This window comes from Streptomyces anandii JCM 4720, from assembly GCF_014650655.1.
GTDB classification, from domain to species: Bacteria; Actinomycetota; Actinomycetes; order Streptomycetales; family Streptomycetaceae; genus Streptomyces; species Streptomyces anandii.
The window spans coordinates 148,709-161,154 of record NZ_BMVJ01000010.1 but is presented as its reverse complement, the minus strand read 5'-3'; the positions used below and the strand labels follow the sequence as shown (position 1 = coordinate 161,154).

At 69.7% G+C, this 12,446-nt stretch carries 10 protein-coding genes; 6 read left to right on the top strand and 4 right to left on the bottom strand.

What is annotated here, in order from left to right:
* The 3 genes from IE249_RS19670 to IE249_RS19660 form a co-directional block, all read left to right on the top strand.
* On the top strand, window positions 1-671 hold a 671-nt coding region (locus IE249_RS19670), incomplete at its 5' end, for a hypothetical protein (RefSeq protein ID WP_229858850.1).
* 321 nt (window positions 672-992) lie between these two features.
* Window positions 993-2,687 (top strand): aa3-type cytochrome oxidase subunit I, encoded by a 1,695-nt coding sequence (gene ctaD / locus IE249_RS19665; RefSeq protein WP_373304418.1) that lies wholly within the window; start codon window positions 993-995, stop codon window positions 2,685-2,687.
* Window positions 2,688-2,690: 3 nt separating this feature from the next.
* On the top strand, window positions 2,691-3,284 hold the full coding sequence (locus IE249_RS19660) for a hypothetical protein (protein ID WP_189706253.1): 594 nt from the start codon (window positions 2,691-2,693) through the stop codon (window positions 3,282-3,284).
* 52 nt (window positions 3,285-3,336) lie between these two features.
* Here IE249_RS19660 and IE249_RS19655 read toward each other — a convergent pair whose 3' ends face one another.
* The 4 genes from IE249_RS19655 to IE249_RS19640 are packed head-to-tail and all read right to left on the bottom strand — an operon-like array spanning window position 3,337 to window position 7,952.
* Window positions 3,337-4,701 (bottom strand): GH1 family beta-glucosidase, encoded by a 1,365-nt coding sequence (locus IE249_RS19655; protein ID WP_189706251.1) that lies wholly within the window; start codon window positions 4,699-4,701, stop codon window positions 3,337-3,339.
* 32 nt (window positions 4,702-4,733) lie between these two features.
* A complete protein-coding gene (locus IE249_RS19650; protein WP_189706457.1) occupies window positions 4,734-5,573 on the bottom strand; it encodes a carbohydrate ABC transporter permease in 840 nt (279 codons plus the stop codon).
* A 34-nt stretch (window positions 5,574-5,607) separates the two neighbouring features.
* Window positions 5,608-6,621 (bottom strand): carbohydrate ABC transporter permease, encoded by a 1,014-nt coding sequence (locus tag IE249_RS19645; RefSeq protein ID WP_189706249.1) that lies wholly within the window; start codon window positions 6,619-6,621, stop codon window positions 5,608-5,610.
* A gap of 14 nt (window positions 6,622-6,635) precedes the next feature.
* Window positions 6,636-7,952 carry an ABC transporter substrate-binding protein gene (locus IE249_RS19640; protein ID WP_189706247.1) on the bottom strand — a complete coding sequence of 439 codons (1,317 nt, stop codon included), beginning with the start codon at window positions 7,950-7,952 and terminating at the stop codon, window positions 6,636-6,638.
* A 484-nt stretch (window positions 7,953-8,436) separates the two neighbouring features.
* On the opposite strand from IE249_RS19640, the gene IE249_RS19635 reads away from it, so the two are divergent.
* The 3 genes from IE249_RS19635 (at window position 8,437) to IE249_RS19625 (ending at window position 12,319) form a co-directional block, all read left to right on the top strand.
* Window positions 8,437-10,248, top strand: a complete 1,812-nt coding sequence (locus tag IE249_RS19635; protein ID WP_189706245.1) for a pectate lyase-like domain-containing protein — start codon at window positions 8,437-8,439, stop codon at window positions 10,246-10,248.
* 419 nt (window positions 10,249-10,667) lie between these two features.
* Window positions 10,668-11,660 carry a phospholipase D-like domain-containing protein gene (locus tag IE249_RS19630; RefSeq protein ID WP_189706243.1) on the top strand — a complete coding sequence of 331 codons (993 nt, stop codon included), beginning with the start codon at window positions 10,668-10,670 and terminating at the stop codon, window positions 11,658-11,660.
* Between the two features lie 359 nt (window positions 11,661-12,019).
* Window positions 12,020-12,319, top strand: a complete 300-nt coding sequence (locus IE249_RS19625; RefSeq protein ID WP_189706241.1) for a hypothetical protein — start codon at window positions 12,020-12,022, stop codon at window positions 12,317-12,319.
* The last annotated feature ends 127 nt before the right edge of the window (window positions 12,320-12,446 follow it).

Here is a 12,446-nt window from a genome sequence, read left to right as displayed (position 1 = left end):
TGCGCGCGCAGGGCCGGTCCTGGACGCCCCTGCCCGCCGCCACCGACGCCGATCCGCCGAACCGGGCGCGGTACGGGGTGATCGAGGCGGACGTCGCCGCCGGATACGGGTACCACCAGCCGCCCTCCCCGCCCGGCGTCGCCGCGCGCGGCACCGCCGAGGACGCCCGCAACGCCCGCCTCACCCAGGCCGACGCCGACGCCGCGTTCGGAAAGGCGGGTGCCTCGCAATCCGTGGGCGGGTGCTGGAAGACGGCCCACGAAGCGCTGCGCGAGGACGTACCGAAATCTCCGCACAACGTACTCGACGAGCTCACGACCTCGTCCTTCGACGATTCGCTCAAGGATTCGCGTGTGCGGCATGCCTTGTCCCGGTGGAGTGCGTGCATGAAGAAATCCGGGTATTCCTACGGAACTCCGCTGGACGCCGCCGCCGACTCGAAATGGCAGAAGACCGACCGGCCCAGCGGGCAGGAGAATTCCGTCGCCCTCGCGGACGTGCGCTGCAAGGAAAGGACCCGCCTCGTCGAGGAATGGAGTGCGGTGGAGCGGGCCTGGCAGCGGAAATTCATCCGGGAAAGGCCCGGACAGTTCCACGCCCTGGCTCTCGCGAAGGACACCTGGCTGCGTGCGGCCCGGGCGGCGCTGCGGGAGACCCCGCGGCGTCACTGACGTACCCGACGCGGAGGGCACGTATCCGGGGGGAAGGGGCTCCAGGTACCCCGCCCGCCGGAGAAGGTCCCGGATCTTCGGGCCCTGTCCGCCGGGTCCGGCAGGGACTGTTGGGCCCTATGGGTACCCCCCTCGTCTGCGGCGATCATGTGGCGGCGGCCGGGAGGGCCGGGTCCGTGTTCCTCAGCCTGCGCACTTCCGGTTCGTCGTCGTCATGTCGATGAACCGAGCAGATGGGGAGGGCACCGTCCGGTGGACGAGGTGCGGATACAGCAGGTGCCGGAGAGCCGGCGGCCGGGAGACCCGGTCGCGACGGCCGCGGTGGCAGCCGGCGGAGCGGACGGTCCGGCGCCGGCGGAACGCGCCGCGCGGCCGGCGTGGGTGGACTGGCTGACCACCACCGACCACAAGAAGATCGCGACGCTGTACCTCGTCACAGCCTTCGCCTTCTTCATCGTCGGCGGTGTACTGGCGCTGATGATGCGGGCCGAACTCGCCCGGCCCGGACTGCAGATCATGTCGAACGAGCAGTTCAACCAGGCGTTCACCATGCACGGCTCGATCATGCTGCTGATGTTCGCGATGCCGCTGTTCACCGGCTTCGCCAACTGGATGATGCCGCTCCAGATCGGCGCCCCCGACGTGGCCTTCCCCCGGCTGAACATGCTCGCCTACTGGCTGTTCCTGTTCGGCTCCTCGATCGCCGCGTTCGGGTTCCTCACCCCGGGCGGCGCGGCCGACTTCGGGTGGTTCCTGTACGCGCCGCTGTCCGACGCCATCCACTCCCCCGGACTCGGCGCCGACCTGTGGATCATGGGCGTGGCGCTGTCCGGCTTCGGCAGCATCCTCGGCGCGGTCAACTTCATCACCACGATCATCTGCATGCGCGCCCCCGGCATGACCATGTTCCGCATGCCGATCTTCACCTGGAACGTGCTGCTGACCGCGCTGCTCGTCCTGATCGTCTTCCCGGTGCTGGCGGCGGCCCTGTTCGCCCTGGAGATGGACCGCAAGTTCGGCAGCCACATCTTCGACGCGGCCAACGGCGGGGCGCTGCTGTGGCAGCACCTGTTCTGGTTCTTCGGCCATCCCGAGGTCTACATCCTGGCGTTGCCGTTCTTCGGGATCGTCTCCGAGGTCATCCCGGTCTTCGCCCGCAAGCCGATGTTCGGCTACATGGGCCTGATCGGCGCGACCATCTCCATCGCGGGCCTGTCGGTGACGGTGTGGGCCCACCACATGTACGTCACCGGCGGCGTGCTCCTGCCGTTCTTCTCCTTCATGACGATGCTGATCGCCGTCCCGACCGGCGTGAAGTTCTTCAACTGGATCGGCACCATGTGGAAGGGAAGCCTCTCCTTCGAGACGCCGATGCTGTGGACGACGGGCTTCCTGATCACCTTCCTCTTCGGCGGTCTGACCGGCGTCATCCTCGCCGCGCCGCCGCTGGACTTCCACGTCTCCGACTCGTACTTCGTCGTCGCGCACTTCCACTACACGGTGTTCGGCACGGTCGTGTACGCCATGTTCGCCGGATTCCACTTCTGGTGGCCGAAGTTCACCGGCAAGATGCTCGACGAGCGCCTCGGGAAGATCACCTTCTGGACGCTCACCGCCGGCTTCCACCTCACCTTCCTGGTCCAGCACTGGCTGGGTGTCGAGGGCATGCCCCGCCGCTACGCCGACTACCTCGCCGCCGACGGCTTCACCGCGCTCAACACACTGTCCACCATCGGCTCCTTCCTGCTGGGCCTGTCGATCCTGCCGTTCTTCTACAACGTCTGGAAGACCGCCAAGTACGGACCCAAGGTGGAGACCGACGACCCCTGGGGCTACGGCCGTTCGCTGGAGTGGGCGACGTCCTGCCCGCCGCCCCGGCACAACTTCGTCTCCCTGCCGAGGATCCGCAGCGAGTCCCCCGCGTTCGACCTGCACCACCCGGAGATCGCCCAACTGGACGACGCCGGGGAGGTCACCGGTGCGGCGGGGCTGCCGGGCCTGGAAGCGGCGAGGTAGGCCATGGCGCACGCCGTCGCCGCCCTGGGTGCCGGGGCGCTCACCGCAGCCGGGTGCGTCTGGTACCTGCCGGCCCTCGCGGACCTGCGGGCCGGTGCCGACCGGCCCGACTCCCGCCGTATCGCGGCCGCGGCCTGTGTGACCGGCTGGGCCGGCACGGCCGTGCTCGCGCTGCTGCTGCTCGTGGCCGAGGGGTGGTGGGCGCCGGGGGTCGCGGCCGTGGTCGGCGCCACCGCCACGGCCGCGCTACGGCTCGACGCCGCCGTACTGCGCAGGCGCGAGGTGCGCGATACCGCGCGGCAGTGGGCCCGGCTCGGCGGGCCCGTGCCCGCGGCCGGTCCGGGCCATGCGCGGCACGTCGTCGCCGCGGTCGTCGGCTGCGGTGTGGCCGCCTCCGCCGCCGTCACGGCCCTGCGCCTCCTGGCCGGCCCGGACGGGGGCGCCGGCGGCTGGACGGCGGCCGTCGCCCCGGCCGCCGTCCTGGCGGTGTTCCTCACGGCGGCGGCCGCCTACGGCCGGGCCACCCACCGCGCCTCCACCACCCCTGTGGTGGCCGGCCGGACCCGTGTCCCTCGGCAGCGAGGCCCGAGAACATGACCCGCGGGGCTCCCCGGCGGAGCCCCGCGTCCCCCGCCAGGGGCTCCGGCCCTCAGGCCGCCTTCCGCCCCCGCTCCCGGTGAGCGCGCACGATCTTCGCGTACCGGTGTCCGCTGCCCTTGATGGTCCGCTCCTGCGTCCAGTAGTCGACGTGGACCAGGCCGAAGCGCTTGTCATAGCCGTACGCCCACTCGAAGTTGTCGAGCAGGGACCAGGCGAAGTAGCCCGCGAGAGGGGCGCCCTTGCGGGCCGCCGAGGCGCAGGCGGCCAGGTGCTTGACGAGGTAGTCCTGGCGCTCGGGATCGTCGATCGTGCCGTCGGGACGGACCACGTCGGGGAAGGCCGAGCCGTTCTCCGTGACGTAGATCCTGCGGGCGCCGTACTCGTCGGTGAGCCGCAGCAGCAGGGTCTCGATGCCGCCCGCGTCGATCTCCCAGTCCATGCCGGTGCGCGGAACGCCCGTACGGCGTACGGCCTTTGCCCGCGGTGCCGGGCCGTCGGGGTCGTCGGCGACGGTGGCCGGGAAGTAGTAGTTCAGGCCCAGCCAGTCCAGGGGCGTGGCGATCGTCTCCAGGTCGCCCGCTCTCTCCGGGAGTTCGACGCCGTAGACCTCGCGCATGTCGGCGGGGAAGCCGCGGCCGTGCACGGGCTCCAGCCACCAGCGGTTGACGTGCCCGTCGTGGCGGCGGGCGGCCGCCTGGTCCTCGGGGCGGTCGGTGGCCGGGAACACGGTGGAGAGGTTGTTGACGATGCCGATCTCGGCGCGGGGTGCGGCGGCGCGGATCGCCTGGGCGGCGAGGCCGTGGCCCAGCAGCAGGTGGTAGGAGGCGCGGACGGCCGCCGTGAGATCGGTCAGGCCGGGGGCCATCTTGCCCTCCAGGTGGCCGATCCACGCCGAGCAGGATGGCTCGTTGAGAGTGGTGAAGTGGGTGACCCGGTCGCCGAGGCGTTCGGCCACGACCGAGGCGTAGGAGGCGAAGTGCTCGGCGGTCGCTCGTTCGGGCCAGCCGCCGCGGTCCTGGAGGACCTGCGGAAGGTCCCAGTGGTAGAGGGTGACGGACGGGGTGATGCCGGCTTCGAGGAGGGCGTCGGTCAACTGGTCGTAGAAGGCCAGGCCCTTGGGGTTCACCGGACCGTCGCCGCCCGGCAGCACGCGCGGCCAGGCGACGGACAGACGGTAGGCGTTGGTGCCGAGGCGGCGCATCAGGGCGATGTCCTCGCGCCAGCGGTGGTAGTGGTCGCAGGCGATGTCGCCGTGGTCGTTGTTGTCGGTCCTGCCCGGGGTGTGGGAGAAGGTGTCCCAGATGGACGGCGACCGGCCGTCCTCGGCGACGGCTCCCTCGATCTGGTACGCCGATGTGGCCGTGCCCCACAGGAAGTCGTGCGGGAGCGCGGCGAGGTCGATGGCGTCGGACACATAAGTCCTCTCGGAAGTGGGCGGGTTGGCGGTCACTTCACCGCTCCTGCGGTGAGGCCCGCGACGAGGTAGCGCTGCAGCAGCAGGAAGCCGGCCACCACCGGCACGCTCACGACGAGCGAGGCGGCCATGATCTGGTTCCAGTACACGTCGTTCTGCGTGGAGTAGCCCTGCAGGCCCACGGCGAGCGTGCGGGTGGTGTCGTTGGTCATGACGGAGGCGAACAGCACCTCGCCCCAGGCGGTCATGAAGGCGTAGACGGCGACGGCGACGATGCCGGGGATCGCGGCCGGCACGACCACGCGGAACAGCGCGCCGAGCGGGCCGCAGCCGTCCACCAGCGCCGCCTCGTCCAGGTCGCGCGGCACCGAGTCGAAGTAGCCGATCAGCATCCAGATGGAGAAGGGCAGCGAGAAGGTCAGGTACGTCAGGATCAGCCCGCCGCGGGAGCCGAACAGGGCGATGCCGGTGGCGTTGCCGATGTTGACGTAGAGGAGGAAGAGGGGCAGCAGGAAGAGGATGCCCGGGAACATCTGCGTGGACAGCACGGTGACCGTGAAGACGCGCTTGCCGTGGAAGGCGTAGCGGCTGACGGCGTACGCCGCGAAGACGGCGATCACAACCGAGCAGACGGTCGCCGCGCCCGCGACGACGAGGGAGTTCACGAAGTACTTCGCGAGCGAGACGGTGGACCAGATGTCTATGTACGGGCGTACGGTCAGCCCGCTCGGCAACCAGCGGAACTTGCCGGTGACGTCCGCGAGCGGCTTCAGCGAGGACGAGACCATCACGTAGACGGGTACCAGCACGAAGCCGGTCAGCAGGGTGAGGAAGATCCGCCGGGACCACAGGAAGGAGCGCGGCGGAGCCATCGGGGATCCGGGAGCCGTCGCGGAGGGGTGCGGGTCAGGCACGGGAGGACCTCCGTCCGCGCGAGGTGAGGGCCAGGTAGACGCCCGTGACGAGCAGCAGGAACAGCAGCAGGAGTACGGACATGGCCGAGCCGGTGCCGAAGTTCCAGGTGACGAAGGACGCCTGGTAGATGTGGACGGAGATGAGGTCGGCGGCGTCGGGGGCGGCCCTGCCGAACAGGACGTACGGCGTGTTGAAGTCGTTGAAGGTCCACAGGAACAGGACGAGGACCAGCACCTGGTTGACGGGGCGCAGCGAGGGCAGGGTGATGCGGCGGATCTGCTGCCACAGGCCGGCGCCGTCCAGCGCGGCCGCCTCGTACAGCTCGCGTGGGATGTTCTGCAGGCCGGCCATGACGATGAGGAAGGCGAACGGCCAGCCCTTCCACACCGACACGGTCAGCAGGGCGTAGAAGCTGTTGTCGCCGATGAGCCAGAAGGACCGCTTGTCGGTGAGGTGGAGCTGGTCGTGCAGGACGTGGTTCACCAGGCCGTTGTCGTGCTGGAACATGAACACCCAGGTGATGACGGCCGCGTAGACGGGCAGGGCGTACGGCACCAGGAAGAGCGCTCTCAGCAGGCCGCGCCCGCGGAAGGTGTCCTGCATGAAGACGGCGGCGGCGGTGCCGACGAGCCAGCACAGGCCGACCGAGAGCAGGGTGAAGCCGACGGTGACGAGGAAGGAGTGCAGCAGCGCCTCGCCGACGGGGGCGTGGAAGTCCACCGAGACGCGGTAGTTGCCGAGTCCGGACCAGGGGGCGCTGCCCCAGTCGCGGATGTAGAACTGGGTGAGCTCCTTGAAGCTCATCACGGCGCCGATCACCATCGGCACCAGATGGACCAGGAGTTCGAGGATCAGGGCGGGCAGGAGCAGCAGGTAGGGCAGGGAGGCCCGGCGGAGCCGACCGGGGCGGGGGCGGCGACGCGGGTCCCGCGTCGCGTCCGCGCCACCGGCCGGGCTCCGCGGCACCGCCGTCGTGCCGGCCTGCTCGTGAGCGGTGGTCGTCATGACGGGGTCCGTGCTCACTTCGCCGGCATCTGCTGCTGGGCCTTGAGCAGCTTGGCCTTCACCGAGTCGGTGGTCACCGCGCGTCCGGCGGCGGCGTCGGCGAACAGTTCCTTGACCGCCGTGCCGACCGTCGTCTCGAACTGGGACTCGTCGGCCACCTGCGGCAGCGCGGCGGCGCTGGTGGCGAGGGTGTTCTTCAGGACGGTGTTGGCGGGGGTGTTGAACGCCGGGTCGGACTGGGCGGACTTGACGGACGGGATGCAGCTGTAGGCCTTGTTGAGGATCTTCTGCTCGTCGTCGCTGGTCATGAACTTCACGAACTTGGTGGCGCCGTCGAGGTTGTGGGTGTTCCTGAAGACGGCGAGGTTGATGCCGGCCACCATGGAGTTGACCTGGGTGCCGCTGCCGGGGGTGCCGGACTGCACGGGGACGGGGGCGACCCCGTAGGCGTCGGCGCTCATGCCCTGGGAGGCGAGGTTGGCGGAGGCGGACTGCCACAGCAGCATCGCGGTACGGCCCTTGGCGAAGTCGCTCACCGACTGGTTCTGGGCGTACTCGGCGTTGCCCGCCGGGACGGCCTTGTCCTTGGCCATGAGGTCGACGTACTGCTTGACGGCGGTGACGGCGCCCGCGTTGGTGAAGTCGGGTTTGCCGTCGGCGGTGTAGAAGCCGGCGCCGTGCTGCTTGGCGAAGACGAAGACGTGGTGGATGTTCTCCGAGACGTTGGAGCCCTCGGCGCCGAGGACCTGCTTGCCCTTCGCCTGGATCTTCTTGCCGTCGGCGACCAACTCGGCCCAGGTGGTCGGGGGTTTGGCGATACCGGCGTCGGCGAGGATCCGCTTGTTGTAGTAGAGGCCGTACGCCATCGAGTACAGCGGCACTGCGGCGGGGTCCTTGCCCGGGGCGCCGGTGGAGCCGAGCGCGGACTCGACGAAGCGGTCCTTGCCGCCGATCTTCGCGAAGTTCTTCGCGTCCCAGGGCAGCAGGGCGCCGGTGGCCTGGAGGGAGGCGCTCCAGCTGTTGCCGATGTTGAGCACGTCGGGGCCCTGTCCCGACGTGGTCGCGGTGAGGATGCGGTTGAGCAGGTCCGTCCAGGGGACGACCTCCAGCTTGACCTTGATGCCGGTCTGCTTCTGGAACTTGTCGAGCTCGGGCTGGAGCACCTTCTTGTCGATCTCGATGCTCGCGCCCTGGTTGGAGGCCCAGTAAGTGAGCGTCTTGGGCGAGGCGTTGTCCCCGCCGCCCGTCGACGAACCGCCTCCGCAGGCCGAGGCGGCAAGGGCGAGAGACATGGTGACGGCGCCTACGGCCGCGGCTCGGATGCTGCGCATGGCTCCTGGTGTCCCTTTCCGGGAGTCGAGAACCGCGAGGAATCCTCCGGACCGTGACGGGTGCGACGGCGGTGGAATCCCGTCGCCCGTTCGACTTCCGAAGTCGCCTCATGGCTTAATTTAGGACGTGAGTTAAACCTTCCCGGGGGAACCCGTCAAGGGATACGGCAAGGACCGTCGAACGGAGTCCCGCCGGGGACGGCGGACAGGACGCCCCGCACGCCCTACTCGGTCATCCTGACCTGCGGCGGAGGGGGGAACCGGGCCGCTGTGCAACGGTTGGGTCTCGACGGACGGCGAGGCCGGCGCGAGCTCTGGACCACCATGCCCCCCGCGCCGCGCGGCACTTGACGACGACTCGGTCGTGGACGCACGAACTGCGTCACACCCCTTGACGCTTCGTTCACACGGATGAAGCATTCACCGGCGAGAGAGCGCTCTCGAACCCCGCATCGTTCACTTCCTGAACCAGGAGAGCCGCCCCATGCACTCTTCCTCCCCGGAGTCCGTCACCCCCGCCGTGGCCCGCAGAGCCGTTCTCGGCGCCGCGGCGGCCGCTCCCCTGCTGGCCGGCCTCGCCGCTCCCCAGGCGTCCGCGAGCACCCGCGCCACCGGGCCGTCCACCGCTCCCGCCAAGTCCCGGCGTCTGCGCGGCGGCGGTGACCTCGGCCCGAACGTCCTGGTCTTCGACCCCTCGACGCCCGGTATCCAGGCGAAGCTGGACGAGGTCTTCGCCCGGCAGGAGTCGGCGCAGTTCGGCACCGGCCGCTACGCCCTGCTCTTCAAGCCCGGCACGTACCAGGGCCTGAACGCCCAGCTCGGCTTCTACACCTCCATCGCCGGTCTCGGCCTCTCCCCGGACGACACGACGATCCACGGGGACGTCACGGTCGACGCGGGCTGGTTCGGCGGCAACGCCACGCAGAACTTCTGGCGTTCGGCGGAGAACCTGGCCCTGTACCCGGCCAACGGCACCAACCGCTGGGCGGTCGCCCAGGCCGCGCCCTTCCGCCGTATGCACGTCCACGGCGGCCTCGACCTCGAACCGACCGGCTACGGCTGGGCCAGCGGCGGCTACATCGCCGACAGCCGGATCGAGGGCCAGGTCGGACCGTACTCACAGCAGCAGTGGTACACCCGCGACAGCGCGATCGGCAGCTGGCTCAACGGCGTCTGGAACATGGTGTTCTCGGGCGTCGAGGGCGCCCCCGCGCAGAGCTTCCCCAATCCCCCGTACACGACGCTCGATTCGACGCCGGTCTCCCGCGAGAAGCCCTTCCTGTACGCCGACCGCGGTGACGAACTCCGCGTGTTCCTCCCGCGGAAGCGCGTGAACGCCCGGGGCGTCACCTGGGGCAACGGCACCCCGAGAGGCACCTCCCTGCCCCTGTCGCGCTTCTACGTCGCCCAGCCGGGCGTCACCGCTGCCACCCTCAACCAGGCGCTGGCCCAGGGCCTCCACCTCCTCCTGACCCCCGGCGTCTACCACCTGGACGAACCGATCTGCGTGCACCGCCCCGACACGGTGGTGCTGGGCCTTGGTTACGCGACCCTGGTCCCCGAGGGCGGCACCACGGTGATGAAGGTCGCCGACGTCGACGGCGTACGCCTCGCCGGCTTCCTGATCGACGCCGGCCCGGTCGACTCCGCGAACCTGCTGGAGGTCGGCCCGCGCGGGGCGTGGCGCAGCCACGCCGCCAACCCCACCACGGTGCAGGACGTGTTCGTCCGCATCGGCGGCGCGGGCGCGGGCCGCGCCACCACCAGCATGGTGATCAACAGCCGGCACACCATCGTCGACCACACCTGGATCTGGCGTGCCGACCACGGCACGGGCATCGGCTGGGACACCAACCGCGCCGACCACGGCCTCGTCGTCAACGGCGACGACGTGCTGTGCACGGGCCTGTTCGTGGAGCACTTCAACAAGTACGACGTGCAGTGGTACGGCGAGCGCGGCCGCACCATCTTCTTCCAGAACGAGAAGGCCTACGACGCCCCGGACCAGGCCGCCGTCCAGAACGGCCCGGTCAAGGGCTACGCCGCCTACAAGGTCGGCCCCGACGTCACCACCCACGAGGGCTGGGGCCTGGGCAGCTACTGCTACTACAACGTCGACCCGACGATCGTCCAGCACCACGGTTTCGAGTCCCCGACCCGCCCGGGCGTCCGTTTCCACGACCTGCTGGTCGTGTCCCTGGGCGGCAACGGCCAGTACGAACACGTGATCAACGAGGTGGGGACGGCTACGTCGGGGACGTCGACTGTGCCTTCTACGGTGGTTTCGTATCCGTGACAGTGGTGTCGACACGCCGGGGCACCGCCACACCCACCGGGTGGGGCGGTGCCGGGCGCAGCGCGACAGGGAAGACACTCGTGCCCGACGGCCTTCGGTGGCCCGCAGAGGTGCCGGGCCTTCTCCCCACGGGCTACCGAGTCGTCTTCGCGCGGGGTATCACTCCGCGGGAGCTAGTGCACCGTATGCAGCATTTCGTCCGGTGAGGACCTGCCGGGGGTCAGCGGCATACCAAGCTTTTGCCGTTTCAAGGGAGTTGGGGTTTCCCGCTCTCACCTGCGTCGACGCGCGTTCTTTCACTCACGGGCGCCCTGCGTCACGTCAAGTTCACCGCATGCCCCCTCCTCAGCGTTCTACGCGCGTGGTGTCATGCCCACGCTTACGCCCACTCCGAGCGTCGAACCGACTGGGAGCCACGCATGCTGTGGAAGGTCCTCGGCCGTACCGGTGTCGCCCTGGCGGCCGGTGCCGCGCTGTTCGCCACCGCTGTTCCCGCGAACGCGGCGAGCTACTCCGCGTTCGCCTTCTCGCAGGGCGGCGGCCAGCCCACGATCTACGACTTCATCGACTCGGCCACGACCTCGCTCGACATGACGATGTACGAGCTCGAGGACACCACGGCCGTCAACGACCTCATAGCCCTGAAGAACAGGGGCGTCACCGTCCGGGTCGTCCTCGACCGGCAGCACCAGAGCGCCAACAGCTCGGCGTACAACTCCCTGAAGAGCGCCGGCGTGGGTGTCGTGTGGTCGCCGTCGGCCTTCGTCTACACCCACCAGAAGACCATCACCGTGGACGGCGCGAAGTCGCTGATCCTGACCGGGAACTTGACCTCGCAGTACTACACCACCAGCCGTGACTACGGCGTCTTCGACGACGACAGCCGCGACGTCGCCTCGATCGAGAAGGTCTTCGCGGCGGACTACGCCGCAACCTCGGTCACCCCCACCGACGGCGACCACCTGCTCTGGTCCCCCACCGATTCGCGCAACCGCCTGCTGTCCGTCATCGACAACGCCACGGCCACACTGGACGTCGAGGAGCTGGAACTCGGCGACAGCACGGTGGTCGACGCCATCGTGGCGCGGGCCAAGGCGGGCGTCGCCGTGCGCGTCGTGCTGGAGAGCCCCTCCAGCTACTCCACCCAGGTCTCCGCGATCAAGGCGGCGGGCGGCAAGGTCGTCGGCTACTCCGACCCCAACGGCTTCTACGTCCACGCCAAGGCGATGGTCGCCGACTACGGCCTGTCCACCCAGAAGGTCGAGGCCGGTTCCATGAACATCAGCGCCAACTCCCTCGACAACAACCGCGAACTGGGCCTCATCCTCACCGGCACCGGCGTGGCCCAGCCCGTGGCGACCACCGTCGAGACCACCTTCGGGAAGGACTTCTCGAGCGGCACTCCGGCGTGACCGCACGCAACGCCCCTGTCCGGTGCCGGCGGTCCCGGGCCTTCGGCAGAGCCGGTGGTGGACAGGGTGTCCGTGGAGCTGTTAGGGAGTAGCTTCGCATTCGATCAAGGGGGAAGCCCGTGTACTCAGCCGCGCGACGCGTGGTGCCGGTTCTGCTGGCGGTGGTTCTGCTGACCGCTTGCTCATCGGAGGACGGCGGCGGGGCGGCTGCGTCGGCCCCCGGCGCGTCCTCGGCGGCTGGGGTCCGGACTCCGTCCACGTCCTCGTCCGGGTCCCCGTCCTCATCCGCTTCCGCTTCGGCCGCCGCCGAGAGTGGTTATCCGACCTCGGATGCCGCACCGGGGGCCGCCGTGCCCGCGGTGCGGGACTCGTTCGCGGTGTTGCAGGCGACGTACAACGACGGGTGCACCACTCCCGGGAACTGCGAGTACTTCCTGACCCGGGTGCTGACCAACCTCGACGACCTCTACAACTCCATGAAGGCCAGCCCCAAGGGCGACGGGCACTTCGCCGCTCCGCTCGCCCGGATCCGGGCCATGCGGAAGTCGCTGGGCGGCGACTTCTCCTTCCCCAACCTCAAGCGGCACCAGAAGCTCCTGCTGGACACCCGGGAAGCGGTCAACACCTGGATGCAGTCCCGTCCCGAGGACTACCGGTAGGGCGCGGCGCGGGCCGAGGTCAGGGCCCGGACGACAGCGCCCGTCGCAGCCGCTCGGCGTCCATCGCCGTCAGGCTCGGCACCGTGGCGTTCCAGCGCTCGGCCGAGCTGTCCAGTTGTCGTACGAC

Coding starts and splice junctions, on each gene's coding strand:
- IE249_RS19660 (WP_189706253.1), top strand. CDS start 2,691: ATGGCGCACGCCGTCGCCGCCCTGGGTGCCGGGGCGCTCACCGCAGCC.
- IE249_RS19650 (WP_189706457.1), bottom strand. CDS start 5,573: ATGGCTCCGCCGCGCTCCTTCCTGTGGTCCCGGCGGATCTTCCTCACC.
- IE249_RS19645 (WP_189706249.1), bottom strand. CDS start 6,621: ATGACGACCACCGCTCACGAGCAGGCCGGCACGACGGCGGTGCCGCGG.
- IE249_RS19640 (WP_189706247.1), bottom strand. CDS start 7,952: ATGCGCAGCATCCGAGCCGCGGCCGTAGGCGCCGTCACCATGTCTCTC.
- IE249_RS19635 (WP_189706245.1), top strand. CDS start 8,437: ATGCACTCTTCCTCCCCGGAGTCCGTCACCCCCGCCGTGGCCCGCAGA.
- IE249_RS19630 (WP_189706243.1), top strand. CDS start 10,668: ATGCTGTGGAAGGTCCTCGGCCGTACCGGTGTCGCCCTGGCGGCCGGT.